This is a genomic window from Sphingomonas sp. MA1305 (genome assembly GCF_016107325.1).
Lineage (GTDB): Bacteria > Pseudomonadota > Alphaproteobacteria > Sphingomonadales > Sphingomonadaceae > Sphingomonas.
In genome coordinates this window covers 691,316-716,530 of record NZ_RCVT01000002.1, presented here as the reverse complement: position 1 = coordinate 716,530, position 25,215 = coordinate 691,316, and the positions used below count along the sequence as shown (strand labels likewise).

Below are 25,215 nucleotides of genomic sequence, written 5' to 3'. Positions count from 1 at the left end.
GGCCCGGCCTAGTAAGCGGCGGACACGGGGAGGATGACCATGACGACGCGCGCGATATTCTTGGCGGTGCTGCTGGCCACGGCGGGAACCGCCGCCGGTGCGCGCGACACCGTCGATCCGGTTCGCGTCCGCGCCCACCTCGACTTCCTCGCCGGCCCCGACCTGCGCGGGCGCGGCAGCGCGACGCATGACGAGGCGGTCGCCGCCGCCTATGTCGCCGCGCAGCTGCAGGGCTATGGACTGATGACCGCGCCGGGCATGACCGGCTATCTGCAGCGCGTGCCGCTGCTCCGCCAGGTCCAGGCGGGGCCGGCGGAGTTGCTGATCGACGGCACGCCGGCCGGCGACGCCACCCTGCTGTCGGGCAGCGGCGGCGTCTGGGGCGGCAAGGTCGGCGTGCTCGGCCGCATGCCGGCGGGCAGCAAGGTCGACGTGCTGGTCGTGCCCGACGCCGCCACCGGTGGCGCCGCCCTGCGCAAGGCCCGAGCGGAGAGCGGCGCCAGCGTCACGGTGATCGCCGCCGGCGAAGGCAGCCGCCGCGGCTATGAGGCGGGCGGCGGACGGCCGCGCCTGCCGATGGACTTCGCCGACGGCGCGCCCACCGGCCGCGGCGCCAACGTCGCGTTCGGCGCGGCGACGATGCAGCGGCTGCAGCGCGACGGGGCCACGGCGATCGTGTCGATCCCGTTCACGCTGGCGCGGACGGAGACGACCAATGCGGTCGCCTATCTGCCCGGCCGCGATCCGACGGCGGGCGTGCTGCTGCTGACCGCGCATCTCGACCATCTCGGCGTCGGTGCCGACGGCGCCATATGGCCGGGCGCCAACGATGATGCATCGGGCACGGTCGCGCTGCTCGAGATCGCGCGCGTGCTGGCGGCGGGCAAGGCGCCGCGGCGCGGCATCCTGTTCGTCGCCTATGGATCGGAAGAAGCGGGCGGCTTCGGCGCACGCTGGTTCGGCGACCATCCGCCGGTGCCGCTCGACCGGATCGCCGCCAATATCGAATTCGAGATGCTCGGCGCGCGGGTGCCGAAGCTGGCGGCGGACCGGCTGCAGATGACCGGCTACGAACGGTCCGACCTGGGCGCGGCGCTCCGCGCGCACGGCGCGCTGATCGACGCCGATCCCTATCCCGAGCAGCAATATTTCCGCCGCTCCGACAATTACGCGCTCGCGCTGCGCGGCGTCGTCGCGCACACCGTGTCGGGCTATGGCGAGGTGGCGACCTATCATACGCCGCAGGACACGCCCGACCGCGTCGACGCGCCGTTCATGGAGCGCGCCATCCAGTCGCTGATGAAGCCGATCCGCTGGCTCGCCGACAGCCGCTTCACGCCGCACTGGACCAAGGACGGCCGCCCGACGGAGTGAGGGGGGGAGCTGGGTAGTGCAGCGACGGGCGGCAGACCGGACTCCGCCCGACGACCGCGGAGCTGCGGTTCCGCGGTGTTGGATGTGGGACCAATCTCGCCGATCCGCCTTCCGCTGCGGACCTAATAAGTAGAATGCGATGTCCGCTCTTGGGCGAAAGCGGACGTGGGTACCGCGTTCGCTAGCGGGGGTATCAATGCCCTCTGGATGCACCGGTTCGCGCCGGTGCGGCGGAGGGTATCTCCGCCGCGAATGTCTGCTTTTGGGGGAAAGGAGACGGTTCAAATTGAAAGTGAAACGCTGAAAGGCCGCCAGCCGTCCTAGGCCTCGTGCTCACATGCAGCGACATCGAACGTAAACAAGCGCCGACCGGTGAGCATGTGAGGGGCATGTTCCCGCCACCACGCAGCGGCACTCGGACGACGATCAGCTAGCTGATCGACCGCTGCCTTCGCGTTGACCACGTAACCACTCACCAAGAAAGTTTTGCCGCTGACGGTCGCCCAGATTTGCGAAAGCCAACCTCTTGGCCCCGTCAGCACGCCTAAACTTGGCCACTCACGCTTGCGCCTCGAGGCCAATGGCAACGACAAACCAATCCACGCGTCTCTGACTCATTCCGGAGCTTCACCAACTGGTCGCCGTACAATCCTGATATACATGCCGCAAGGCTGTCACGCTGAACGAGCGTCCGCAACGGAGAAAGAGATACTCTGCTCTTCGTGCCCACTTCCGAGCGGAAGCAGACGTGGATTTACGCGGGCAAATCAATCTTCACAGGCTGGGTCGTGACCTGTGTAGGGGTGAGGAGGAAGACCACCGCGCTCGCTAAGCCGATGACGCCCGAAATATATTTCCGGCTGCGGAGGTCAATCACGGCCTTGGTCAGGCAGTAGATCGCTGCTGCAAAGGCTGCGAAGGTCCAAAGGAAGAAGGTCCACATGGCGCTACGCTAGATGACGTGGTGCTTGGCAGCAACGTCCCCTATTGGGATTCAGCGGAATGTTCGCTTATTGACGGACAGTGGACACGAAACGTCTAAGGCTTTTGTATGTTATACGCGCCTCTTATGCTGCTTGCTATGGAGCAGGGTTCGGCAGTGGAAGTCTGGACTGGCGGCGATGACGGGCTAACCCAACGCTTCGCAGTCCTGTTCCAAGCCGAAGCGGCTGATATTCAAATCACGGACGTCCACCATCGGATACAAGCTGTTATCGAGCAGATCGTATCGAAAGGAAGTGGTAAAGTCCGCATCGTTGTGAACTTCGAGCGCGACGGTAAGCACATTGGGGCCAGCCGATGCACTACGACCGAGGACAATCTCGCCGGCTGCGTCGTGCGCGCTGGAGCTGCCGCTGAGCGTTTAACTGCGAATGTCAGATAGTGGGCGTTAGCGGAACGTCTGGTTCGGGGGAATAGCAGACGCTAAAATCCGCTACGTCTGCCGTTGCGATAGGCGCGCCTGATCGCTCCTCCTACTCGAATCAAAATCATACCGATCATGGCAGAGGCAACGGCGAACAAGACTCCCGAAAGCGAGAGTGCGTCCCCCGGCTGTCCTGTGTTTCTGTTGTAGATCGGCGTGTTGGTAAGCCAGGCGACGATTGGCACACCCACACCTACGATCCACAAGAACAGGCCAATCGCGGGCAAGATATAGCCGCCGGATCGCAGGCGAATGTCGAACCGGGTCATTGGCTTCTCATCCATCCCCGCATCATAGCCGTCGCAGCGCAGGTTCGCTATTGGGCGAAAGCGGAACGTCCGCTTTTGGGGGAAAGCCGACTTTCGCACCGCATCGTTCATTGCACCCGGTGAACCCCGAAGATCGTATAGACCCCATCCTCGCAGCCGTTTCCAAACGCTCCTGCATCAATGGCTGCAACAGCTTCGTCCAAGCTCGCAAACAACAATGCTCATTTACAGGAAGCTCTTTGGCGATGGAGTTGCAGGACAACGGGGAGTGTTCAAGAAAGTCTCCGAACACCACGACATCGTAACCAAGCAGTATCAAGGCACTCGAAGCGGGAAGGCGAACATCGTCGGTGACAGCAGCAGAAGTGACGGGTGAGCGCATCCGCCAGCCAGAAGGGTCAAACTTCCACCCATCGGACTCCAACTCGCGGTCGTAGGCAGTAAAGTAGAGCAGGGCTGCATCGCTCACGTCAGCGCCAGCCTGGGCGGCCAAAGACGCGAGCACATCGGGGTTGCTAGCTAAGCCGAAGCCGTTGTGCCGCCATGCTCCTTGCACATCGACGACATTGTCGTTGACGCAGTCGGACACGCTGCAAACGTCTTTGATGTGGCTGGGACTAATAGCGAGCCACCCGGGAGGTGGTGTGAGGCGCTTCAAGAGATAGCCGGCAGGAACCATGAGCTGGCGATACACCCGCGAGCAAATGTCCGCTATTGGGCGATAGCAGACGACCATGGAAGCTGTTGCAAAGCAGGAGGCGATCTGCTCGCACTCCTAGGGTTCCGTCGCAATGGAACTCTTCGACCCGCTCACCATCCGCAACCGATGCGCGGACGATTGACCCGCCGGTCCGGAGCGCCGACCATGGTCGGCGAAACCGCCCATCCACCGGCTCGGAGAGCGTCATGGTATTCGCGATCGGCCTTCTGACATTCGCGACGGCCGCGTCGACCGCTCCACAAAGGGACATCTGCGATCTCGGCCGGGCGGTGGTCCGGGACCTGCCGCGGCCGGTGCAGGCCTCTTCCCAAGGCGGAGTCTTCGTGGACGACGATGCGAGCCGGCCCAGCCTGCTGACCGTCTGTCCCGAGCTGCGGAAGGCGCTACCGCCGGGCTATACGATCGCCAAACAGGAAGATCGGGAGCGGGCCAACATCGCCGTTCCGACCGAAGGGGTGCATTTTCTGACGGCAACGCTGTACACGATCGGCATTCCGACCTTTGCCGCCGATGGACGGTCGGCAACGGTCGCATGGTCCTATGTCTGCACCGGATTATGCGGCGCGACCCTGGTGTCGCGCTATGTTCGTTCGGCAACGGGCTGGCATCTGGACGGCGAGCCCCAGGTCACGTCGGTGTCGTAGCCCGACGCGTCCCTCGATTTCCCGGCGTCCGTCGATCGCAGGTCTCCCACCGGCTCGCACGACAGCCATCGCCGGCCACAGGGTGACAGCGCCGACCGGGCGGCGCAGAGAGGGCGGATGACCCGCCCCACCCTCCCCTCGCCCCGACCGCGTCTGGTGCGCGGTGGCTCGGCGCTGCTGCGTCGGCTGGGCGGGCGGGTGCGCTCGATCGAACTGTTGTTCGTGCTGGTCGCCATCGCGATCGGCATGGGCGCCGGGGTGCTGACCGTGGTGCAGGGCGCGCTGGCGCGGACGCTGCAGCATCTGCTCTACGACCTGCCCGACCATCTGCGCCTGTCGGGCGCGCCGCCGCTCGGCTGGGCGCAATTGCTGGTGCTGCCGGTCGGCGGCGTGACGCTGGTGCTGTTCAACCGGCTGGTCGGCGCGCGGCGGCGCTCGCTGGTCGACGCGGTCGAGGCCAATGCGCTGCACGGCGGCCGGATGAGCGCGAGCGACAGTCTGATCGTATCGGGCCAGACGATCGTGTCGAACGGCTTCGGCGCGTCGGTCGGGCTGGAGGCGGCCTATGCGCAGCTCGGCGGGCTGATCGCCTCGGCGGCGGCGCGCGCGCTCAACCTGCGCCGGATCGACATCCGCACCCTGGTCGGCGCCGGCGCGGGCGGCGCGATCGCCGCGGCGTTCGGGGCGCCGATCGCCGGCGCCTTCTACGCCTTCGAGGTGGTGATCGGCGCCTATACGCCGGCCGCGGTCGCGCCGGTGGTCGCCGCGGCGCTGGCCGGTGCGCAGACGGCGCAGCGGCTCGGCGCCATCCCCTATATCGTCCATGTCGAGACCGGCCCAGCGATCCACACCCTCGGCTATCTGCTCTACGGCGGGCTCGGCGTGAGCTGCGCGCTGCTCGGCATCGTGCTGATGCATGCCGTCGCCCAGGTCGAGATGCGGTCGCGGGCGCTGCTGCCCGGCTGGGGGCGGCCGATCCTCGGCGGCGTCGGCCTCGCCGGCCTCGCCGCCCTGTCGCCGCAGGTGCTGTCGGCGGGGCATAGCGCGCTGCACCTCGACATGACGATCGCGCTGCCGCTCGCCTTCCTCGCCGCGATGCTGCTGCTGAAGGCGCTCGCCTCGATCGTCTCGCTCGGCTTCGGCTTTCGCGGCGGCCTGTTCTTCGCCTCGCTGTTCCTCGGCACGTTGGTCGGCCATCTCTATGCCGGCGCGCTCGCCTGGGTGGCGGGCGAATCGATCCTCAACGTCGGCAATGCGGCGATGGTCGGCATGGCGGCCTTTGCCGTCGCGGTGGTCGGCGCGCCGTTCACCATGACCATGCTGGTGCTGGAGGCGACGGGCAATTTCAGCCTGACCGGCGCGGTGCTCGCCGCCAGCCTGGTGTCCTCGACCATCGTGCGCCAGCTGTTCGGCTATTCCTTCTCGACCTGGCGGCTGCATCTGCGCGGCGAGACGATCCGATCGGCGCGCGATGTCGGCTGGGTCAAGGCGCTGACCGCCGGGCGGATGATGCGGCGGGCGCCCAATCTGGTCGCCGCCGACATGACCGTCGCCGAATTCCGTCGCCGCTTCCCGCTCGGATCGACCAGCCGCGTCGTGCTCGTCGATCAGGCGGATCGCTATGCCGGCATCGTCCCGACCGTCGCCGCGCACGGCGACACGGTCGCCACCGACGCGGCTGTGGCGACGCTGGCCGAGGCGCGGGACGAGGCGTTGCCGCCGGAGACCGACATCGTCGCGGTGATGGCGCGATTCGATGCGGCGCAGCGCGACGAATTGGCGGTGATCGACGGGCAGGCGCAGGTGCTCGGTATCCTGACCGAAGCGCATGTCCGCCGCCGCTATGCGGAGGAACTGGAGAAGGCGCAGCGCGAATTGTTCGGGGAGGCGTGAGCCGCGCTAGCCGGCGCAATCAGCGACGGATTGGCAGCGAAGGATTGGATGCCCGACAAGGATTCGAACCTTGATTGACGGAGTCAGAGTCCGCTCTCTTACCATTAGAGGATCGGGCAACGAGGGCGCGCAGATAGGCGGGGCGGGCGGAGCTGTCAAGCCGAGCCGCACCGCCGCCGCGCTCGGCTTGTCGCGGCGGTCAAGGCACGCTACCTAGGGGGCAAGCACCGATCGGGCCAAGTGCCTGAGCCGGCAGAACAGAAATGAAAGAGTGACACGGCAATGGGGGATCGATCCGCCCGAATGCCGTACCGGCAGGCCGCCGCGCCTGCCCGAACGGCGCCGAGCCGGCCGCAGCGCGGCCGCTGGTCCGACGCGCAGGCCTTTGCCGCGCTCGACCTCGGCACCAACAACTGCCGGCTGCTGATCGCGCGGCCGCAGGGTGACGGTTTCGCCGTCGTCGACGCCTTCTCGCGCATCGTCCGGCTGGGCGAGGGGCTCGCCGCCACCGGCCGGCTGTCGGACGCGGCGATCGAGCGGACGATCGCGGCGCTGCGCGTCTGTTCGGACAAGCTGAAGCGCCGCAACGTCACGCTGGCGCGATCGGTCGCCACCGAAGCCTGTCGCCGCGCCGCCAACGGCCCGGATTTCATCGCCCGCGCCTATCAGGAAACCGGCATCCACCTCGACATCATCTCGGCGGAGGAGGAGGCGCGGCTCGCGGTGCTCGGCTGCCATGCGCTGATCGAGCCGGGCGACGACCCCGCCCTGGTCTTCGACATCGGCGGCGGATCGACCGAGCTGGTGCTGATCGACACGCCGCGCGGCCAGATGCCGCGCGTGCTCGACTGGCATTCGGCGCCCTGGGGCGTCGTCTCGCTGACCGAGAGCGTCGGCGGGATCGGCGACAGCGAGGCGGAGCGGCTCGCCGCTTACGGGCGGATGCGGCGCATCGTCACGGACAGTTTCGCCGGCTTCGCCGCGCGGTTGCCGCAGGGGACGCCGCGGCCGCGGCTGCTCGGCACCAGCGGCACGGTGACGACATTGGGTAGCGTCCACCTCGGCCTCAGCCATTACGACCGCGCCCAGGTCGACGGATTGATCGTGCCGGCGCAGGCGATGCGGCGGATCAGCGCCGATCTGTCGCGGATGGCGGTGCCGGAGCGCGCCAAGCTCGCCTGTATCGGCAGCGAGCGCGCCGATCTGGTCGTCGCCGGCTGTGCGATCCTCGAGACGATCCTCGACCTGTGGCCGGCCGAGCGGCTCGGCATCGCCGATCGCGGCATCCGCGAGGGCATCCTCAGGCGGCTGATGGGAAGCCCCAGACCGTGAACGGAATGACATCGTGAGCAGAGACGGCGGCGGGCTGCGCACCCGCGTCAAGACCGCGCGCGGGCGGACCGCGCAATCGACCCGCTGGCTCGAACGCCAGCTCAACGACCCCTATGTAAAGCGGGCGAAGGCGGAGGGCTATCGCAGCCGCGCCGCCTACAAGCTGATCGAGCTGGACGAGAAGTTTGGCATCATTCGCAACAGCAAGCGTGTCGTCGACCTGGGCATCGCGCCCGGCGGATGGAGCCAGGTGATCAAGCGCCGGCTGCCCAAGGCCCAGGTGGTCGGCATCGACCTGCTGCCGGTCGATCCGATCGACGGCGTCACCATCTTCCAGATGGACTTCATGGACGATGCCGCGCCGGACCGGCTGATGGAGGCGCTGGGCGGTGCCCCCGACCTTGTCCTGTCCGACATGGCGGCGAACACCGTCGGCCATCCGCAGACCGATGCGCTGCGGACGATGGCGCTGGTCGAGACCGCCTTCGCCTTCGCCTGCGACGTATTGGTGCCGGGCGGCACCTTCGTGTCGAAGGTGTTCGCCGGCGGCGCCGATTCGCAACTGGTCGCTGCGATGAAGCGCGCCTTCACCACGGTGAAGCACGCCAAGCCGCCGTCGAGCCGCAAGGGATCGGTGGAATGGTTCGTCGTCGCGCAGGGCTTCAAGGGCCGCGCTGTGACGGACGACCAGGGGGAGGACTGATCGTCCTCCCGCCCCCGTGGCGATTACGCCCGTCCTCGCTTTCCGTCATGCCGGACTTGTTCCGGCATCCACGGTACCGCAGGGCATGTGGCGTCTGCGTTTGCGGAACGGTGGATGCCGGAACAAGTCCGGCATGACGATGTGGCTGACGCGGTAGGCTCCCGACCCGGATCACCCAACGCCCCCTTCCACCCCTCACCTCCGTCCGCTAGGCGCTCGGGCGATGGGTAAGACGATCCCTTGCGACGTGGCGATCGTCGGCGGCGGGCTGGCGGGATCGCTGATCGCGCTCGCCCTGACCGAGCGGCACCCGACGCTCGACGTCCGGCTGATCGAGGCGGGCGCGAGCTTTGGCGGCAATCACGTCTGGTCGTTCTTCGGCAGCGACGTCGCGGCACGCGATCGCTGGCTGCTCGCGCCCCTCGTCGTCCATGGCTGGCAGGGCTATGACGTCGCCTTCCCGGCGCTGCGCCGCACGCTCGATGCGACCTATTACTCGATCACCAGCGAACGGCTGGACGCGGTAGTCCGCGCGCGATTACCGGCGCGGGCGCAGATGACCGGGCAGCGCGTGCTCGCCTGTTCGGCGACCGCCGTGGTGCTGGGCGACGGCGATCGCGTCGCCGCCGGCGGCGTAATCGATGCGCGTGGCCCGGCCGATCTGTCGCTGCTCGAACTTGGCTGGCAGAAGTTCCTGGGCCGCGAGCTGCAGCTCGGCGTGACGCACGGCGTGACGCGACCGGTGGTGATGGACGCCAGCGTCGCGCAGCTCGACGGCTATCGCTTCGTCTATTGCCTGCCCTTTTCGCCGACGACGATGTTCGTCGAGGACACCTATTACAGCGACACGCCGGACCTCGATGTGCCGGCGTTGCGCGAGCGGGTACGGGCCTATGCCGGTGCGCATGGCTGGCATGGTTCCGCCGGTGGCGCGCATGAAGAGACCGGCGTGCTGCCGGTTGCGATCGGCGGCGATTTCGACGCCTATTGGCGATCGGGCGGGGCCGGCGTCGCCAAGGCCGGGATGCGCGCCGGGCTGTTCCACCCGACGACCGGCTATTCGCTGCCCGATGCGGTGCGCACCGCGATGCTGATCGCCGGGTCGCGCGACCTGTCGGGAGCGGCGCTGCACGCGCTGACGCATGACCATGCGCGCGCCTGCTGGCGTTCGCGCGGCTTTTACCGCATGCTCGACGCGATGCTGTTCAAGGCCGCCGATCCGCAGGAACGCTATCGCGTGCTCGAACGCTTCTACCGGCTCGATGCACGGCTGATCGGCCGATTCTATGCAGGACAATCGACGATGATGGACAAGGCGCGCGTGCTCACCGGGAAACCGCCGGTGCCGATCGGCCGCGCGATCCGCGCGCTGGCGGGGCGACGCTGATGGCCAAGCCACGGCGCGCCATCGTCGTCGGCGCCGGCTTCGGCGGCCTGGCCCTCGCCATCCGGCTGCAATCCGCCGGCGTCGAGACGACGATCGTCGAGTCGCGCGACAAGCCGGGCGGCCGGGCTTATTATTGGGAAAGGGACGGCTTCACCTTCGACGCCGGGCCGACGGTGATCACCGATCCTGCCTGCCTGGAAGAATTGTGGGCGCTGACCGGCCGCAACATCGCCGACGACGTCACGCTCGAAGCGGTGACCCCCTTCTACCGGCTCAACTGGCCTGACGGCACCAATTTCGATTATTCCAACGACGACGTCGCCTTGAAGCAGGAAATCGCCCGCCTCAATCCGGCCGACGTCAGCGGCTATGCGCATTTCCTCGATTATGCCGCCGGCGTCTTCCACGAAGGCTATGAGAAGCTGGGCCATGTCGCCTTCCTCGACTTCGCGTCGATGGTGAAGGCAGCGCCGGCGCTCGCCAAATATCAGGCGTGGCGGTCGGTCTATTCGATCGTGTCGAAGTTCGTCGCCAACGAGAAGCTGCGCCAGGCGCTGAGCTTCCACACGTTGCTGGTCGGCGGCAATCCGATGACGACCAGCGCGATCTATGCGCTGATCCACAAGCTGGAGCGCGACGGCGGCGTCTGGTTCGCGCGCGGCGGCACCAACCGGCTGGTCGCCGGCATGGTCGCCCATTTCCAGCGGATCGGCGGCACGTTGCGGCTGGGCGATGCGGTGACGCAGATCGAGACGCTGGGCGACCGCGCCACCGGCGTCGTCTGCGCCAGCGGCTGGCGCGGCGAAACGGACGCGGTGGCGTGCAACAGCGACATCATGCACAGCTACCGCGACCTGCTGTCGGGATCGCGCAGCGCGCAGCGGACGCGCGCGCGACTGGAGCGCAAGCGCTATTCGCCGTCGCTGTTCGTCGTCCATTTCGGCATCAAGGGGACGTGGCCGGGCATCCCGCACCACATGATCCTGTTCGGCCCGCGCTATCAGGGGCTGCTCGCCGATATCTACGACCATGGCGTGCTCAGCGAAGATTTCTCGCTTTATCTGCACCATCCGACCGTCACCGATCCGGGCCTGGCGCCGGAGGGGCATTCGACCTTCTACGCGCTGGCGCCGGTGCCGCACATGGGCAAGTTCCCGGTCGACTGGGACGAGGTGGGGCCGATCCTGGAGAAGCGCATCCTCGACGAGGTCGGCCGCCGGCTGATCCCCGACATCCACGAACGGATCGTCACCAAGTTCAGCTATGCGCCGAAGGATTTCGCGGCTGACCTCAACGCGCACATGGGGTCCGCCTTCAGCCTCGAGCCGATCCTGACCCAGAGCGCCTATTTCCGCGTCCACAATCGCGACGATGCGATCCCCAACCTCTATTTCGTCGGCGCCGGCACGCATCCGGGCGCCGGCATCCCCGGCGTGGTCGGCAGCGCCAAGGCCACCGCGGCGCTGATGCTGGAGGGGTGACCGGCTGACGCCAGGCCGCTACAGGGCCGCCGCGGTACTGCCGGGGCAGCCATGATGCATTTCATCCAGACGTTCGATCTTCACGCTTATCTCGACACGCTGGTCAGCTATGCCGCCGCGCTACTGCTCGGCGCGCTGATCGGGGCGGAGCGGCAGTATCGCCAGCGGACCGCGGGGCTGCGCACCAATGCGCTGGTCGCGCTCGGCGCCGCCGCCTTCGTCGATCTGGCGCAGCGGCTGGCCGGCAACGGCGAGGCGATCCGCGTCATCGCCTATGTCGTGTCCGGCATCGGCTTCCTCGGCGCCGGCGTGATCATGAAGGAGGGGATGAACGTCCGCGGCCTCAACACCGCTGCGACGCTCTGGTGTTCCGCCGCGGTCGGCGCGGCGGCGGGCACCGACATGGTCGCGGAGGCGGCGACGCTGACCGTGTTCGTGATCGCGGGCAACACCCTGCTGCGCCCGGTGGTCAATGCGATCAACCGCATCCCGCTGGCCGGCGGCGGGCTGGAGGCGACCTATTCGGTCACCGTGACCACCGATCCGGAGCGCGCCCCGGCGGTGCGCGACCTGCTGGTCGATCACCTCGAACTGATGCGCTATCCGGTGGCGGATACCGACCTCGTCGAGCGGACCGCCGATCACGTCGACATCGTCGCGACCCTGGTCAGCACCGGCGCGGTGGATACCGACCTCGACGCGATCGTCGCGCATCTCGCGGCGCATCACGGCATCGAGCATGCGACTTGGGACGTGCAGACGCATGATTGATACCTTTGCGTGACTTGTCCTCCCCAAGGCCGTCATCCCCGCGGAGGCGGGGATCCAGACACGCGAACGTCGGCGACTCTCTCGTAAGCGTCAGCGTCTCTGGATCCCCGCCTCCGCGGGGATGGCGAACCTTAAGCGGATAGCGGAAGATGTGCCGGAGGCCGCGGTGGAGCGAGGACGACTACCAGGATGACGCTCGCCGCGCAGGATGCTTGCCCCCTGCCCGCCCATCGCCTAGCGGCGGAGGCATGAAGCGCCTTGCCATCTATTGCGGGTCCGCCACGCCCGCCGACCCGCTCTATGTCGACACCGCCCGCGCCATCGGCGCGACGCTGGCCGGCCGGGGCATCGGCGTCGTCTATGGCGGCGGCCGGCTCGGCCTGATGGGCGCGGTCGCCGATGGCGCGCTGGCCGCGGGCGGCGAAGTGATCGGCATCATCCCGCAGGCGCTGGTCGATGCCGAGGTCGCGCACCGCGGCCTCACCGAACTGCACGTCGTCGACGGCATGCACAGCCGCAAGCAGGCGTTCACCGATCTGTCCGACGGCTTCGTCACCATCCCCGGCGGCACCGGCACGATGGACGAACTGTGGGAGGCGCTGAGCTGGGCGCAGCTCGGCTATCACGCCAAGCCGGTCGGGCTGCTCAACACCGCCGGCTATTACGACCATCTGATCGCCTTCTGGGGCAAGATGGCGGAGGTCGGTTTCCTGCGCCCGCAGCATCGCGACCTGCTGATCGTCGCCGATACGCTGGAGACCTTGATCGACGCGATGGGCCAGCATGTGCCGACCCAGCCGATCGTGCGGATGAACGCCGCCGACCTGTGAGCCCGCCCGGCTCCTTCGGCCCGGCGCCCTCCCGCGACGCGATCGTCGCCACGGCGCGGGAATCGATCGCGCGGGGATCGAAGAGCTTCGCCGCCGCCAGCCTGTTGTTCGATCGACCGACCCGCGAGCGGGCATGGCTGCTCTACGCCTGGTGCCGGGCCTGCGACGACATCGCCGACGGCCAGGACCATGGCCATGGCATGACAATCGTCGACGATGCGCCGGCGCGGATCGCGGCGATGGCGGCGCTGACCGATGCGGCATTGGCCGGCGAGACGATCGGCCTGCCCGCCTTCGACGCGCTGCGCATCGTCGCGCGCGAGACGCTGTTGCCGGCGCGCTTCGCGCACGATCTGATCGCGGGCTTCCGGCTCGACGGCGACGGCTGGCGGCCACAGAGCGAGGACGACCTCTATCGCTATTGCTATCATGTCGCCGGCGTCGTCGGCTGCATGATGGCGGTGATCATGGGCGTGTCGCCCGACGACGCGGCGACGCTGGACCGGGCCTGCGACCTGGGCCTCGCCTTCCAGCTCGCCAATATCGCCCGCGATCTGGGCGAGGATGCCGCGGCCGGGCGCTGCTACCTGCCCGCCGACTGGCTGGAGGCGGCGGGGGTGCCCGCAACGGACTATATGGCGCCCGAACATCGCCCGGCGCTGGTCGCGATGGCGCGGCGGATGACCGACGCGGCGGCGGCGTTCGAGGCGAGCGCCCGGATCGGCACGCGCCAGCTGTCGCGGCGGTCGGCCTGGGCGGTGCTGGCGGCGGCGCATATCTACGGCGCGATCGGTCGCAAGGTCGCCGCGCGCGGGGCGGCGGCCTGGGACACGCGCGTATCCACATCGACCGGCGAGAAGATCGCCTTTATCGCGCGGTCGCGGGTCGAGGCGGGGCGGCGGATGCGGCTGGTCGAGACGTCTCGACCGCCGCTGTGGCGGCGTCCACAGTAGCGCCAGCGCGCGTCAGCAGCGACTTACGAGCGTTTCGCCTTGCTATCGGCCTTGGCGACCTGGGCTCCAGACGTGCGGCATTGCGCGCCGATCATCGGAAAGTCGATGTCGGTGTTCTTCGCCAGTTGCGCCGGCAAGGCCGCACGGCATTCCGCCATGGATTGATATTGGATCGGGACGACCCGAGCCTCGCTGCACTGGACGTTGCCGTCGCCGCAGCCCATGATCGCCATGACGTAGAATAGCGGTTCCATAAGCGTCTCCACTCGCAGGGAAAAACCCGCCAAGGCCCCGTTGTGTTCCCACCTTGGCTTTCGCCGCGTCGGCGGCCTTCCTACATGCCGTTGCGATGCCTCCCGATCCGACCGTCCAGACCCGCCCCGATCAGCCGCTGATCCCGACCCTGCGCCGTTTCCTCCCCTATCTCTGGCCCGCCGGCGAGCCGGGGCTGAAGGCGCGGATCGTGGCTGCGATGCTGCTCGTCGTGGTCAGCAAGTTCGTCCAGGTCTTCGCCGTCTCCTATTCGCTGAAATATGCGATCGACCGCGTCTCGACCGGCGCGGATCGCGGCGCGGTCACGCTCGTGATCCTGCTGGTGTTCGGCTATGCTGCGGCGCGCTTCGGCACGACGCTGTTCGACAATCTGCGCAATGCGGTGTTCGAGCGCGTCGGCCAGGATGCGACGCGGCGGCTCGCCGCCACCGTCTTCCGGCATCTGCACGGCCTTTCGCTGCGCTTCCACCTCGAGCGGCGCACCGGGGCGGTGACCAAGGTGGTCGAGCGCGGCACCAAGAGCATCGACACGATGCTCTATTTCATCCTGTTCAACATCGCGCCGACGATCCTCGAGCTGGCGCTGGTGCTCGGCATCTTCTGGAAGAGCTTCGGCTGGCCGCTGGTCGTCGCGACGGTGGCGATGGTCGCCGCCTATATCGTCTTCACGCGCAAGGTCACCGACTGGCGCAATGCACTGCGCACGCGAATGAACGACCTCGACACCGGCGCGGTGGCGCATGCGGTCGATTCGCTGCTCAACTTCGAGACGGTGAAATATTTTGGCGCTGAGGAGCGCGAGGCGCGCCGCTACGACGCGGGCATCGCGGCCTATGCCCAGGCCGCGACCAAGTCGGAGAACAGCCTGGCCTGGCTCAACATCGGCCAGGCGCTGATCACCAATTTGATGATGGGCGCGGGCATGGCGTTCGTCGCGTGGCGCTGGTCGCGAGGGCAGGCCTCGTCGGGCGACCTCGTCCTCGTCTCGACGCTGCTCAGCCAGCTGTTCCGGCCGCTCGACCTGCTCGGCATGGTCTATCGCACCATCCGCCAGGGGGTGATCGACATGGCGGCGATGTTCGACCTGATCGACACGCCGGCGGAGGTGACCGATGCGCCGGATGCGACGCCGCTGCAGGTCGGCGCTGGGCGCGTGCGCTTCGAGGGCGTCCGCTTCGGCTATGACGCCGACCGTACGATCCTCAACGGCCTCGACCTCGACGTGCCGGCCGGCGCGACCGTCGCGGTGGTCGGACCGTCGGGCGCGGGCAAGTCGACGCTCGCCCGTCTGCTCTACCGATTCTACGATGTCGGCGAGGGGCGGATCACGATCGACGGCCAGGACATCCGCGAGGTGACGCAGGCGAGCCTGCGCGCCGCGATCGGCATCGTGCCGCAGGACACGGTGCTGTTCAACGAAACGATCGGCTATAACATCGCCTACGGTCGCGAGAGCGCCGGCGAGGCGGAGATCGCCGCGGCAGCGCGCGGGGCGGCGATCGCCGACTTCATCGCGCGCCAGCCTGACGGCTATGCCACGCGGGTCGGCGAACGCGGGCTGAAGCTGTCGGGTGGCGAGAAACAGCGCGTCGCGATCGCGCGCACCCTGCTCAAGAACCCGCCGATCCTGATCCTGGACGAGGCGACCAGCGCACTCGACAGCCGGACCGAGGACGAGATCCTCGCCACGCTGGAGGCGATCGAACGGGGCCGCACGACGATCGTCATCGCCCACCGTCTCTCGACGATCGTCCATGCCGACCGGATCGTCGTGCTCGACGGCGGCCGGGTGCGGGAGAGCGGCACGCACGCCGAATTGCTCCACCGCGGCGGTCTCTATGCGGAAATGTGGGCTCGCCAGGCGCAGGAACGGCGCGAGCCGATCGCCGCGGAATAATCAGGCGAGGTCGGCGGCGTCCGGGTGGCGGCGCAGATAGGCGGCGACAAAGGCGCAGGCCGGCACGACCTTGAGCCCCTGGCGCCGCACCCGTGCCAGCGCGCCGGCGACGAGGCGGCTGCCGATTCCCTGTCCCTCCAGCTCGGGCGGCACTTCGGTATGGGTGAAGACGATGCGATCGCCCTCGCGCTGATAGGCGGCGATGGCGGTGCCGCCATCGACCGTCAGTTCGAACCGCCCGGCGGCGGTATTGTCGATCACGTCCGTCATCCCGGCGCAACGATCCGCGCACGATTTCGCCGCATGACGCGCAACGGTCACACCAGCATCACGTATTTTTCATAGCAATTACAGTAATTTGGTCGCTGGACTTTCACATGACCGTCACCGACGCCGGTTAGCGGACCAGCCACGTTGAACAGGATCACGGGGCAAACGCATGATTCGGACCAAAGGGGTGATGGCAGCCGTGGTGCTCGCCGCGACGGCGACGCTGGCGGCGTGCAACGACGGCGGTAGCGGCAGCCTGAACGTCGCGCCGACGCCGACGCCAACGGCGACGCCCACGCCGATCGCCGCGACGCGGACGATCGTGTTCGTCTGGGACGGCCTGCGCCCCGACGATGTCAGCGCCACCGACACGCCGAACCTGTATGCGCTGCAACAGGCCGGGGTGCAGTTTGCCGACAATCATTCGACCTATCCGACGTTCACGATGATGAACGGCGCGGCCTTCGCGACCGGCTCCTTCCCGGCGACGACGGGCTTTTACGGCAACACCTTCTGGACCCCGCCGCAGGGTAGCGGCAACACGATTCCCGCGGGCAACGGTGCCGGCGGCACGGCGGCGGACTATGTCGATCCGGTGTTCACCGAGGATTATGCGATCCTCGACACGCTCAACAGCTATTATGGTAACCAGCTGTTGCTGGTGAAAAGCCTGTTCGCCACTGCCCAGGCGGCGGGCATCACCACCGCGACGATCGGCAAATCGGGCGCGGCCTATATCCAGGACCTGGGTCAGGCGAGCTATTTCGTCGACGAGAATACGGTGCGCCCGCGCAGCCTGGCGACCGAATTGCAGGCCGCCAACATCGCGCTGCCGCTCAACACCACCAAGACCTACTCGGACGTGACGCTGGCCGCGACCAACGGCAACCCGACCGCGCGCGCCGGCTATGCGACGTTCAACACCACCGCCTACGATCCCAATGGTGCGCTGACCGTCGCGGCGCGCGACTCCTCCGATACGAGCGGCGCGCCGGAGGATGCCGCCAACAAATACATGATGTCGGTGTTCACCAACTATATCCTGCCCAAAAAGAACCCGATGCTGTCGCTGATCTGGTTCCGCACGCCGGACAATGTCGAGCATGGCTATGGGCCCGGTACCGCGAACGTCCGCGCCGGCCTGCGCTCGCAGGATGCACGGCTGGGCGAACTGATGGCGGCGCTGAAGGCGCAGGGACTCGATTCGACGACCAACATCGTGATCGTCTCCGACCACGGCCATTCGACGGTGTCGGGCCCGACCAGCCTCTACCCGCTGCGCGCCATCACCGCCGCGGCGGGCGGCAGCGCGGCGAGCCTGGGCGGGCAAAGCGGCACCGGCTTCTCCTTCTCCGGCGACGTGCGGACCGCCGATCTGCTGACCTATCGCGGCCTCAAGGCCTATGACGGCAGCGGCTGCACGACCAGCGCGATGTACGGCCTGTCCGCGACCGGCACGCCGACCGTGCCGCTGCGCGTCGACACCAGCGGCACGCTGTGCGGCGCCGCCAACACCAAATATCAGGCGGTCAGCGCGACCCTCGCCAATCCGGTCGCCAGCTTCAAGGTGCCTGCCCCCGGTTCGCTGCCCGCCAATGCGGTGGTGGTCGCCGCCAACGGCGGGTCCGACTATCTCTACGTCCCCAGCCATGATCCCGCGCTGATCCAGCAGATCGTCACCATCCTGCAGCGACGCGAGGAATATGGCGCGATCTTCGTCGACAGCCGCTACGGCACGATCCCGGGCACGCTGGCGATGAAGGATGCATTCCTCGAGAATGCGACGCGCCGCAACAACGGCCAGCCCGACATCGTCGTCTCCTTTGCCTGGGACGAAAACACCACGGTGCAGGGCAAGAACGGCATCGAGTTCGAGAGCGCGCAGGGGCAGCGCGGCATGCACGGCAGCTTCGGCATCACCGACGTGCACAATACGCTGATCGGCTATGGCCCGAGCTTCCAGAAGAGCAAGGTGGTCAACGGACCGTCGGGGAACGTCGACGTCGCGCCCACCGTCGCCTGGCTGCTCGGCCTGTCGATGCCGCAGGCGGACGGGCGTGTCCTCAACGAGGCGCTGGTCAATCCGCGCAGCACCGCCAGCCTGTCGGTCAATCCGCGCGTGATCACTCCGGCGAACGCCGTGACCGGCCTCGCCTTCGAACTGCCCACCGATCCCAGCGGCGCGACCAAGGACACCAGCCGCACCGGCGGCAGCTACTCCATCCAGCTCGCGGTCAAGGACGTGACCGTCGACGGCAAGACCTATCGCTATTTCGACTATGCCCGTGCCGTTCGCCAATAATATCGGCCTGATCGTGGCGGGGGCGGCTGCATCGGCTGCCCCCGCTCTCTCCTTGCGGTTCGAACAGGCATTCCCGACCGCCACCGCGCCCCGCGCCTTCCACGCCCGCATCCGCTACCGCGGTCCGGACGGGGTCCATGATGCCGAACTCTGGCGCGACGGCGCTACGCGGCTGCGCCGTGATACCGACGGACGGCTGATCACCGTCGCCACGCGGTCGAGTGCGCGCGATCCAGCCTTTCGCATGGCGGTGATCGACACGCGACGGCATATCCGTACCCTTGTCGACCGCGACAGTTTGTATCGCGTCGGACGCTTCACCGATTGGGACGATCTCGCCTATGGACTGCGCCGTCCCGCCGGCACCTACCGGCTGCGTGCGCTCGTCACCGCACCTGCCGCGATCACCACGATCGCACCCTGCCGGTGGATCGCGCTCGATCAGTCGGGGCGAACCAGCTTCATTTGCTGGTCGCGCGCTCATGCCTATCCGCTCGTCATGCTCGACACCGCCCGCCGCCCGATCTGGCGCGTCACCGCACTCGACACACGCCGGCCGGCCGACGCGCTGTTTCACCCGAACACCGCGCACTATATCGTCAATGACGCCGCCGCCGATATCCGCGGCGACTGACACGGCGGGTCGGCTGGCTCACGGTCGCGACGAAGGATGCGCCGGCGACGCGATCAGCGTCGCTTTTCCGATATGAACCCTACCACCGTCGACACCACGGCGGGAGCGAGTGGCACATTGGGGTCGGCATAGGTCGCCAGATTGGCCCCGCGGCTGTCGCTCTCGACCAGCTTCAGCACATGGTTGACGTTCGGCAGCATCGCCAATGTCGCGCCCGGTGCCGCCGCCTTGAGCGCGGTCGCATCGGCACGGCCGACCTGGATGTCCCGCTCCCCCTGCACGATGAGCATCGGCAGCCGGATTGCTGCCGCCATCCTCACCGGATCCGCCGCGAACAGGCTGATCAGGAAGCCCTGCACGTTCGCGCGGAACAACGGTTGCAGTGGCGCCGGCAAAGTGGTGACATCGACATGCTGGCCGGCACTGAGCGCGTCGATCGCGGCATCGGCGGCGGGGAGCAGCGGTGCGTTGCCTGGATTGGCGTGGAGCTGTTCGCGCATCACCACACCGAGCGGCCGGCCAGGCGTGGCGACCAGCACCAGTCCGCAGACGCCGGCGGTAGGCGCGGACGCCGCGGCGAGCGCGACCAGCCCGCCCTCGCTATGGCCGAGCAGCCACACGCACGGTGCGCCGGTACGAGCGCGCGTCGCGGCGACCCAGGCCCCGGTGTCGGTGACGTAATCCGCCAGCGTCACCGCATTGCCATCCGGCACCGCGCCGGCGCTGGCGAACAGGCCGCGCTTGTCGATCCGCACGCTCGATATGCCCGCGGCGGCTAGACCCTCGGCGAGCAGACGGTAGGGCGCCGCCTTGATTCCCATCGGGTTGTTGCCGTCGCGGTCGGTCGGCCCCGATCCCGGCAGGATCAGCACCACCGGCCTGCCCTTGCCGGCATCGACGAACGTGCCCTTCAGCGGGCCCTGCGGCCCCTTGGCACTGATGTCGGTAGAGGTCACGGCTGCGGCCAGCGCCGCGGCGAACACTTACATGGGGGCATCTCCTCGATCGGGCGGGTCAGGGGCGGACGCCGTGGCGGCGCCAGTACAGATAGGAATAGGCGAGCGGCGGCAGCACGCTGACCGCGATCGCCGCGAAGACCAGCGCCATCCGCGTGTCGGCACCGATCGGCAGCACCGCGGCCGCGACCAGCAGCACCCCGCCCAGCATCATCGTCCGCCCGCCGAACCGATGCGTCGCCACCCAATTGTCGGTGTCGGTCAGCGTCCACGGCGTGCGGATGCCGACGAAGAAGCTCGGCCGCGATTTGGGCAGGACGTTGCCGAGGACGATCAGCAGCAGCCCCGCGCCGGCCAGCGGCAGCAGCGCGGGCAATTGCCAGCCGAACGCCGGGCCGCCGATCTTCGCCTCCACCGCGACCATCAGCGCGAGCGTTCCGGCCCAGGCGGCGCGATAGACGGGCGCGCTGGCGGCCAGCTTGTCCTGCAACGGCTCGAGTGCTGGGACCACCGCGAGGACGAGGCTGACGAGCGCGGTGACGCCGACACCGAAGAACAGCGCCATGCCCGCGGGCATCGTACCGTTGACGTTGCCGGCGGCGTCCCAATGCGTCGGCAGTTCCGTCCCCGCCGGCAGCCGCTGCAGCGCCAGGGCGGCGAACACCGCCATGCCGGCCACCACCACGACCGATGCGATCTTGAGATTGCGATAGGACATGTGCGTCACTCCCCTTCCTCGCGGACCGTGCCGCCCACCCCCATCCGCGCCATGAACGCCATCATCACCTCTTCCAGCGCGGACAGGTTGAGCGTGTAGATCGTGCTGGTGCCGCGCGTTTCGGCCTGGATCAGCCCGGCCGCGCGCAGCTTGGCGAAATGGCCCGACATGGTCGGCTTGGACACGTCGAACCGCTCCGCGATCGCGCCCGCACTCATCCCGCCGCCTTTCAGCAGCTCCAGGATGCGGCGGCGCGTCGGATGCGCCAGGGCTTCGAAGATGGTGTCCACGGGATCATCGACTCGTTAGCTGTAAGACTAATAAGCCTGCCAGCTAACAAGCGCAAGCCGGTGGTTGCGACAACCCCCGTTCGGCGTCGCGACGATGACGATCGGTGGTCGTGAGGGATGAAGTCGGGGCGGCTTGGCGCACCTCCCAGCTACGGGAAACATTTGCCGGCGAGGCCCTACGCGGCGGCAGCCCATGCGCACGGCTAGAGTGTCGCCGCCAGACAAAACGACGCGGGGATCACCCCCGCGTCGCATGCCGTCAGTGCACGCCTTGGCGCCGCCGACCCTCGCCGCCGGCGGCGGGGGACCCCGCCTGCCGCCGTCAGAGCTTTTCGGTCAGCTCGGGCACGACCTTAAACAGGTCGCCGACCAGGCCGATGTCCGCGACCTGGAAGATCGGCGCATCCTCGTCCTTGTTGATCGCGATGATCGTCTTCGAATCCTTCATGCCGGCCAGGTGCTGGATCGCGCCCGAGATGCCGACCGCGATATAGACTTCCGGTGCGACGATCTTGCCGGTCTGGCCAACCTGATAATCGTTGGGCACATAGCCCGCGTCGACCGCCGCGCGGCTGGCGCCGACGCCAGCACCCAGCTTGTCGGCGAGCGGCTCGATCAGCGCATGGAAGTTCTCGCCATTCTGCAGCGCGCGGCCACCGGAGACGATGATCTTAGCGCTGGTCAGCTCCGGCCGTGCATTCTGCGCGATCTCGGCATTGACGAAGCGCGACACGCCCGTGTCACCGGTCGCGGCGATCGGCTCGATCGCCGCCGAACCGCCCTCGGCCGCGGCCTTCTCGAAGGCCGTGCCGCGCACGGTGATCACCTTCTTGGCGTCCGACGTCTGCACCGTCGCGATCGCGTTGCCGGCGTAGATCGGACGGGTGAAGGTGTCCTCGCTCTCGACCGACAGAATGTCGCTGATCTGCATGACGTCGAGCAGCGCGGCGACGCGCGGCGCGACATTCTTGCCGGTGGTGGTGGACGGCGCGACGAAGGCGTCGTGGTCGGCCATCAGCTGGACCACCAGCGGCGCGACATTCTCGGCCAGCGCATGCGCATAAGCGGCATCGTCGGCGACATGGACCTTGCCGACGCCGGCGATCTTCGCCGCTGCCTGTGCGACGCCGTCGACACCCTGGCCGGCGACGAGCAGATGCACCTCGCCAAGTTTCGACGCGGCGGTGACCGCGGCGAGCGTGGCGTCCTTGACGGCCGTGCCGTCGTGTTCGACCCAGACGAGCGTCTTCACTTGGCAATCCCCATCGCGTGCAGCTTCATGACCAGTTCGTCGACGTCGGCGACCTTGATGCCGGCGCTGCGCTTGGCCGGCTCGACCACCTTCAGCGTCTTGATCCGCGGGGTGACGTCGACGCCGTAATCGGCCGCCGTCTTCTGCGCGAGCGGCTTCGATTTGGCCTTCATGATGTTGGGCAGCGAGGCGTAGCGCGGCTCGTTGAGGCGCAGGTCGGTGGTGACGATCGCGGGCAGCGTGAACGTGCCCGTCTCGAGACCGCCGTCGACCTCGCGGGTCACGGTGACGCTGTCGGCGGACAGCTCGACCTTCGAGGCGAAGGTGCCCTGGCCCCAGCCGAGCAGACCGGCCAGCATCTGCCCCGTCTGGTTGTTGTCGTCGTCGATCGCTTGCTTGCCGAGGATCACCAGGTTCGGCTGTTCCTCCTCGACAATCTTGGCGAGGATCTTGGCGACGCCGAGCGGCTCGACCTTCTCCTCGCTGGTGACCAGGATGCCGCGGTCGGCGCCCATCGCCAGCGCGGTGCGGATCGTCTCCTGTGCCTTGGGTTCGCCGATCGACACGACGACGATCTCGGTCACGCCCTTGTCCTTGAGGCGGATCGCTTCCTCGACCGCGATCTCGTCGAACGGGTTCATGCTCATCTTGACGTTGGCGAGGTCGACCCCCGTCCCGTCCGCCTTCACCCGGGGCTTCACGTTATAGTCAAGCACGCGCTTGACCGGCACCAGCACCTTCATTTGCGTCCTTCCAGTCTTGGCCGCCGGAGCCGTTCGAAGGCTCCGTATCGATGGCGGATATGGCGGTTTTCCGCCGTTTTCGCAAGTTCAGTACGGAAAAGCCCGCCTGACGTTACGGCATCCTTGCCCCCCAAACGCATCGGGCCCGGACATGGTGTCCGAGCCCGTGCAATTTGGTCGATCAGGATGCCGCGAGCATCACGCCGCCTTCTGGACCTCCGCGACGATCTTCTTCGCCGCATCGCCCAGGTCGTTGGCGGGCACGATCGCCAGGCCGGAATTGGCGAGGATTTCCTTGCCCTTCTCGACGTTGGTGCCTTCCAGCCGGACGACCAGCGGCACCTGCAGGTTCACTTCCTTCGCCGCCGCGACGATGCCGTCGGCGATGATGTCGCAGCGCATGATGCCGCCGAAGATGTTGACCAGGATACCCTTTACGTTGGGATCCTTGAGGATGATCTTGAACGCCGCGGTCACCTTCTCCTTGTTGGCGCCGCCGCCGACGTCGAGGAAGTTGGCCGGGAACATGCCGTTCAGCTTGATGATGTCCATCGTCGCCATGGCGAGGCCGGCGCCGTTGACCATGCAGCCGATGTCGCCGTCGAGCTTGATGTAGGCGAGGTCGTACTTCGACGCCTCGATCTCGGCCGGATCCTCCTCGGTCTCGTCGCGCAGCTCGGCAAGGTCCTTGTGGCGGAACATCGCGTTCGAATCGAAGCCGACCTTGGCGTCGAGCACCATCAGCTTGTTGTCGTCGGTGACGGCGAGCGGATTGATTTCGATCTGCGCGGCGTCGGTGCCGAGGAAGGCGGCATAGACCTTGGACGCCAGGCTCTGCGCCTGCTTGGCGAGATCGCCGGTCAGGCCGAGTGCCTTGGCAACGGCGCGGCCGTGGTGGGGCTGGAAGCCGGTCGCGGGATCGACAGCGAAGGTGTGGATCTTCTCCGGCGTCGAGTGGGCAACCTCCTCGATGTCCATCCCGCCCTCGGTCGAGACGACGAAGGCAACGCGGCCGGTGGCGCGGTCGACCAGCAGCGCGAGGTAGAATTCCTTGGCGATGTCGACGCCGTCGGTCACGTACAGGCGGTTGACCTGCTTGCCGGCTTCACCCGTCTGGATGGTGACCAGCGTGTTGCCGAGCATCTCGGTCGCGGCATGGCGGACCTCGTCCTCGGTCTTGGCGAGGCGGACGCCGCCCTTGGCTTCGGCGGGCAGTTCCTTGAACTTGCCCTTGCCGCGGCCGCCGGCGTGGATCTGCGCCTTGACGACATAGAGCGGCCCGGGCAGCTTCTTCGAGGCTTCCACCGCTTCCTCGACGCTCATCGCGGCGAAACCGGCCGGAACGGGCACGCCGAACTTCGCCAGCAGTTCCTTGGCTTGATATTCGTGAATGTTCATGGCCTGCCTCGCCTTGCATGACTATATGGAGAGTTGCGGCAAGCCCTTCGCACAGGCGGCCCCGCGAATCCACCCCGGATTTACCGGGCACATCGCGCTTAATGCAAGTGCATCGCAGTAGACGGAATTGCAATGTCCTGGCCGATCGGCATCCTTCTCTTCGTGGCAACGGTGATCGGCATGGAAGGCTTCGCCTATGCCGCGCACCGCTGGATCATGCATGGGCCGGGCTGGTTCCTGCATGAAAGCCACCATCGCGCGCGCACCGGCAATTGGGAGCTGAACGACCTCTATGCCGCAATCTTTGCGGTGCCGTCGTTCGTGCTGCTGCTCGGCGGCGTGCAACTCGGCTGGTGGCCCGGCTTCGCCTGGATCGGCGCGGGCATCGCCGCCTACGGCGCGATCTATTTCGGCTTCCACGACATCATCGTGCACAAGCGGCTGCCGACACGCTATCTGCCCAAGTCGAGCTATATGAAGCGGATCATCCAGGCGCATCGGCTGCACCATGTCGTGGAAACGAAGCAGGGCACTGTCAGCTTCGGCTTCCTGATCGCGCCGCGGCCGGAAGATCTGAAGGCGGAACTCAAGCGCCGGTCGCGCCGCGGCGTGCGTGCGCCGGTTCAGTCCCCCGCAGCCGAGGCGACGCTGGCCGATACATTGGCAGAAAAGTAACCATTGCGTGGCACCACGCGTGC

The 25,215-nt window shown here is 67.5% G+C and carries 26 protein-coding genes and 1 tRNA gene; 15 read left to right on the top strand and 12 right to left on the bottom strand.

Annotated elements, in window-relative coordinates:
• Window positions 1-39 precede the first annotated feature (39 nt).
• On the top strand, window positions 40-1,374 hold the full coding sequence (locus tag D9601_RS11360; RefSeq protein WP_198354113.1) for a M28 family metallopeptidase: 1,335 nt from the start codon (window positions 40-42) through the stop codon (window positions 1,372-1,374).
• 754 nt (window positions 1,375-2,128) lie between these two features.
• Here the strand turns inward: D9601_RS11360 and D9601_RS11355 are convergent.
• A complete protein-coding gene (locus D9601_RS11355; RefSeq protein WP_198354112.1) occupies window positions 2,129-2,317 on the bottom strand; it encodes a hypothetical protein in 189 nt (62 codons plus the stop codon).
• Between the two features lie 126 nt (window positions 2,318-2,443).
• On the opposite strand from D9601_RS11355, the gene D9601_RS11350 reads away from it, so the two are divergent.
• The gene (locus tag D9601_RS11350; RefSeq protein WP_198354111.1) at window positions 2,444-2,758 is read left to right on the top strand and encodes a hypothetical protein; all 315 of its coding nucleotides are present in this window, start codon (window positions 2,444-2,446) and stop codon (window positions 2,756-2,758) included.
• A gap of 41 nt (window positions 2,759-2,799) precedes the next feature.
• On the opposite strand, the gene D9601_RS11345 is transcribed toward D9601_RS11350, so the two are convergent.
• Window positions 2,800-3,084 carry a hypothetical protein gene (locus tag D9601_RS11345; protein WP_198354110.1) on the bottom strand — a complete coding sequence of 95 codons (285 nt, stop codon included), beginning with the start codon at window positions 3,082-3,084 and terminating at the stop codon, window positions 2,800-2,802.
• 7 nt (window positions 3,085-3,091) lie between these two features.
• The gene (locus tag D9601_RS11340; protein WP_198354109.1) at window positions 3,092-3,658 is read right to left on the bottom strand and encodes a hypothetical protein; all 567 of its coding nucleotides are present in this window, start codon (window positions 3,656-3,658) and stop codon (window positions 3,092-3,094) included.
• Between the two features lie 317 nt (window positions 3,659-3,975).
• On the opposite strand from D9601_RS11340, the gene D9601_RS11335 reads away from it, so the two are divergent.
• Both D9601_RS11335 and D9601_RS11330 read left to right on the top strand, forming a co-directional pair.
• Entirely contained in the window at window positions 3,976-4,434 is a 459-nt protein-coding gene (locus D9601_RS11335) for a hypothetical protein (RefSeq protein ID WP_198354108.1), read from the top strand.
• A 117-nt stretch (window positions 4,435-4,551) separates the two neighbouring features.
• A complete protein-coding gene (locus D9601_RS11330) occupies window positions 4,552-6,327 on the top strand; it encodes a chloride channel protein (RefSeq protein ID WP_198354107.1) in 1,776 nt (591 codons plus the stop codon).
• A gap of 45 nt (window positions 6,328-6,372) precedes the next feature.
• On the opposite strand, the gene D9601_RS11325 is transcribed toward D9601_RS11330, so the two are convergent.
• Window positions 6,373-6,446, bottom strand: a tRNA-Gln gene (locus D9601_RS11325).
• A 184-nt stretch (window positions 6,447-6,630) separates the two neighbouring features.
• Here D9601_RS11325 and D9601_RS11320 point away from each other — a divergent pair.
• The 7 genes from D9601_RS11320 to D9601_RS11290 all read left to right on the top strand — a co-directional run bounded on the left by D9601_RS11320 (window position 6,631) and on the right by D9601_RS11290 (window position 13,784).
• Entirely contained in the window at window positions 6,631-7,659 is a 1,029-nt protein-coding gene (locus D9601_RS11320) for a Ppx/GppA phosphatase family protein (protein ID WP_198354106.1), read from the top strand.
• Window positions 7,660-7,672: 13 nt separating this feature from the next.
• Window positions 7,673-8,362: an RlmE family RNA methyltransferase gene (locus D9601_RS11315; RefSeq protein ID WP_198354105.1), complete on the top strand. Its 690-nt coding sequence runs from the start codon at window positions 7,673-7,675 to the stop codon at window positions 8,360-8,362.
• 223 nt (window positions 8,363-8,585) lie between these two features.
• Window positions 8,586-9,749: a lycopene beta-cyclase CrtY gene (crtY, locus tag D9601_RS11310; RefSeq protein WP_198354104.1), complete on the top strand. Its 1,164-nt coding sequence runs from the start codon at window positions 8,586-8,588 to the stop codon at window positions 9,747-9,749.
• Window positions 9,749-11,230 carry a phytoene desaturase gene (locus tag D9601_RS11305; RefSeq protein ID WP_198354103.1) on the top strand — a complete coding sequence of 494 codons (1,482 nt, stop codon included), beginning with the start codon at window positions 9,749-9,751 and terminating at the stop codon, window positions 11,228-11,230. Before crtY ends, D9601_RS11305 begins: the two co-directional genes overlap by 1 nt.
• A gap of 54 nt (window positions 11,231-11,284) precedes the next feature.
• Entirely contained in the window at window positions 11,285-12,001 is a 717-nt protein-coding gene (locus D9601_RS11300) for an MgtC/SapB family protein (RefSeq protein ID WP_198354472.1), read from the top strand.
• A gap of 248 nt (window positions 12,002-12,249) precedes the next feature.
• The gene (locus D9601_RS11295; RefSeq protein WP_198354102.1) at window positions 12,250-12,831 is read left to right on the top strand and encodes a TIGR00730 family Rossman fold protein; all 582 of its coding nucleotides are present in this window, start codon (window positions 12,250-12,252) and stop codon (window positions 12,829-12,831) included.
• Window positions 12,828-13,784, top strand: a complete 957-nt coding sequence (locus D9601_RS11290; protein ID WP_198354101.1) for a phytoene/squalene synthase family protein — start codon at window positions 12,828-12,830, stop codon at window positions 13,782-13,784. Before D9601_RS11295 ends, D9601_RS11290 begins: the two co-directional genes overlap by 4 nt.
• Window positions 13,785-13,807: 23 nt before the next feature.
• Here D9601_RS11290 and D9601_RS11285 read toward each other — a convergent pair whose 3' ends face one another.
• On the bottom strand, window positions 13,808-14,038 hold the full coding sequence (locus D9601_RS11285; RefSeq protein WP_198354100.1) for a hypothetical protein: 231 nt from the start codon (window positions 14,036-14,038) through the stop codon (window positions 13,808-13,810).
• A 95-nt stretch (window positions 14,039-14,133) separates the two neighbouring features.
• On the opposite strand from D9601_RS11285, the gene D9601_RS11280 reads away from it, so the two are divergent.
• On the top strand, window positions 14,134-15,954 hold the full coding sequence (locus D9601_RS11280) for an ABCB family ABC transporter ATP-binding protein/permease (RefSeq protein ID WP_198354099.1): 1,821 nt from the start codon (window positions 14,134-14,136) through the stop codon (window positions 15,952-15,954).
• On the opposite strand, the gene D9601_RS11275 is transcribed toward D9601_RS11280, so the two are convergent.
• Window positions 15,955-16,224, bottom strand: a complete 270-nt coding sequence (locus tag D9601_RS11275) for a GNAT family N-acetyltransferase (protein ID WP_198354098.1) — start codon at window positions 16,222-16,224, stop codon at window positions 15,955-15,957.
• Between the two features lie 169 nt (window positions 16,225-16,393).
• Here D9601_RS11275 and D9601_RS11270 point away from each other — a divergent pair, with 169 nt between their 5' ends.
• Complete coding sequence (locus D9601_RS11270) at window positions 16,394-18,526, top strand: alkaline phosphatase family protein (RefSeq protein ID WP_232474052.1); 2,133 nt, start codon at window positions 16,394-16,396, stop codon at window positions 18,524-18,526.
• Window positions 18,504-19,160 carry a hypothetical protein gene (locus D9601_RS11265; protein WP_198354097.1) on the top strand — a complete coding sequence of 219 codons (657 nt, stop codon included), beginning with the start codon at window positions 18,504-18,506 and terminating at the stop codon, window positions 19,158-19,160. Before D9601_RS11270 ends, D9601_RS11265 begins: the two co-directional genes overlap by 23 nt.
• A gap of 53 nt (window positions 19,161-19,213) precedes the next feature.
• On the opposite strand, the gene D9601_RS11260 is transcribed toward D9601_RS11265, so the two are convergent.
• The 6 genes from D9601_RS11260 to sucC form a co-directional block, all read right to left on the bottom strand.
• Entirely contained in the window at window positions 19,214-20,116 is a 903-nt protein-coding gene (locus tag D9601_RS11260) for an alpha/beta hydrolase (RefSeq protein WP_332837982.1), read from the bottom strand.
• Window positions 20,117-20,174: 58 nt separating this feature from the next.
• The gene (locus D9601_RS11255) at window positions 20,175-20,834 is read right to left on the bottom strand and encodes an SdpI family protein (protein WP_198354095.1); all 660 of its coding nucleotides are present in this window, start codon (window positions 20,832-20,834) and stop codon (window positions 20,175-20,177) included.
• A 5-nt stretch (window positions 20,835-20,839) separates the two neighbouring features.
• On the bottom strand, window positions 20,840-21,124 hold the full coding sequence (locus D9601_RS11250; protein ID WP_198354094.1) for a metalloregulator ArsR/SmtB family transcription factor: 285 nt from the start codon (window positions 21,122-21,124) through the stop codon (window positions 20,840-20,842).
• Between the two features lie 322 nt (window positions 21,125-21,446).
• On the bottom strand, window positions 21,447-22,376 hold the full coding sequence (locus D9601_RS11245; protein ID WP_198354093.1) for an electron transfer flavoprotein subunit alpha/FixB family protein: 930 nt from the start codon (window positions 22,374-22,376) through the stop codon (window positions 21,447-21,449).
• Window positions 22,373-23,119 carry an electron transfer flavoprotein subunit beta/FixA family protein gene (locus D9601_RS11240; protein WP_198354092.1) on the bottom strand — a complete coding sequence of 249 codons (747 nt, stop codon included), beginning with the start codon at window positions 23,117-23,119 and terminating at the stop codon, window positions 22,373-22,375. The genes D9601_RS11245 and D9601_RS11240 overlap by 4 nt, the downstream gene beginning before the upstream one ends.
• Before the next feature lie 198 nt (window positions 23,120-23,317).
• Window positions 23,318-24,517, bottom strand: a complete 1,200-nt coding sequence (gene sucC / locus D9601_RS11235) for an ADP-forming succinate--CoA ligase subunit beta (protein ID WP_115378058.1) — start codon at window positions 24,515-24,517, stop codon at window positions 23,318-23,320.
• 132 nt (window positions 24,518-24,649) lie between these two features.
• Between sucC and D9601_RS11230 the strand changes: the two genes are divergently transcribed.
• Window positions 24,650-25,192, top strand: coding sequence for a sterol desaturase family protein (locus D9601_RS11230; RefSeq protein WP_198354091.1), 543 nt, complete (start codon window positions 24,650-24,652; stop codon window positions 25,190-25,192).
• Window positions 25,193-25,215 lie beyond the last annotated feature (23 nt).

Excerpts from the sequence above, each read along its gene's own strand:
- crtY (WP_198354104.1), top strand. The coding sequence starts at position 8,586 with ATGGGTAAGACGATCCCTTGCGACGTGGCGATCGTCGGCGGCGGGCTG.
- D9601_RS11230 (WP_198354091.1), top strand. The coding sequence starts at position 24,650 with ATGTCCTGGCCGATCGGCATCCTTCTCTTCGTGGCAACGGTGATCGGC.
- D9601_RS11330 (WP_198354107.1), top strand. The coding sequence starts at position 4,552 with ATGACCCGCCCCACCCTCCCCTCGCCCCGACCGCGTCTGGTGCGCGGT.
- D9601_RS11265 (WP_198354097.1), top strand. The coding sequence starts at position 18,504 with ATGCCCGTGCCGTTCGCCAATAATATCGGCCTGATCGTGGCGGGGGCG.
- D9601_RS11240 (WP_198354092.1), bottom strand. The coding sequence starts at position 23,119 with ATGAAGGTGCTGGTGCCGGTCAAGCGCGTGCTTGACTATAACGTGAAG.
- D9601_RS11360 (WP_198354113.1), top strand. The coding sequence starts at position 40 with ATGACGACGCGCGCGATATTCTTGGCGGTGCTGCTGGCCACGGCGGGA.
- D9601_RS11295 (WP_198354102.1), top strand. The coding sequence starts at position 12,250 with ATGAAGCGCCTTGCCATCTATTGCGGGTCCGCCACGCCCGCCGACCCG.
- D9601_RS11285 (WP_198354100.1), bottom strand. The coding sequence starts at position 14,038 with ATGGAACCGCTATTCTACGTCATGGCGATCATGGGCTGCGGCGACGGC.
- D9601_RS11275 (WP_198354098.1), bottom strand. The coding sequence starts at position 16,224 with ATGACGGACGTGATCGACAATACCGCCGCCGGGCGGTTCGAACTGACG.
- D9601_RS11305 (WP_198354103.1), top strand. The coding sequence starts at position 9,749 with ATGGCCAAGCCACGGCGCGCCATCGTCGTCGGCGCCGGCTTCGGCGGC.
- D9601_RS11345 (WP_198354110.1), bottom strand. The coding sequence starts at position 3,084 with ATGGATGAGAAGCCAATGACCCGGTTCGACATTCGCCTGCGATCCGGC.
- D9601_RS11270 (WP_232474052.1), top strand. The coding sequence starts at position 16,394 with ATGATTCGGACCAAAGGGGTGATGGCAGCCGTGGTGCTCGCCGCGACG.
- D9601_RS11350 (WP_198354111.1), top strand. The coding sequence starts at position 2,444 with ATGCTGCTTGCTATGGAGCAGGGTTCGGCAGTGGAAGTCTGGACTGGC.
- D9601_RS11280 (WP_198354099.1), top strand. The coding sequence starts at position 14,134 with ATGCCTCCCGATCCGACCGTCCAGACCCGCCCCGATCAGCCGCTGATC.
- D9601_RS11320 (WP_198354106.1), top strand. The coding sequence starts at position 6,631 with ATGCCGTACCGGCAGGCCGCCGCGCCTGCCCGAACGGCGCCGAGCCGG.
- D9601_RS11255 (WP_198354095.1), bottom strand. The coding sequence starts at position 20,834 with ATGTCCTATCGCAATCTCAAGATCGCATCGGTCGTGGTGGTGGCCGGC.
- D9601_RS11355 (WP_198354112.1), bottom strand. The coding sequence starts at position 2,317 with ATGTGGACCTTCTTCCTTTGGACCTTCGCAGCCTTTGCAGCAGCGATC.
- D9601_RS11300 (WP_198354472.1), top strand. The coding sequence starts at position 11,285 with ATGCATTTCATCCAGACGTTCGATCTTCACGCTTATCTCGACACGCTG.
- sucC (WP_115378058.1), bottom strand. The coding sequence starts at position 24,517 with ATGAACATTCACGAATATCAAGCCAAGGAACTGCTGGCGAAGTTCGGC.
- D9601_RS11335 (WP_198354108.1), top strand. The coding sequence starts at position 3,976 with ATGGTATTCGCGATCGGCCTTCTGACATTCGCGACGGCCGCGTCGACC.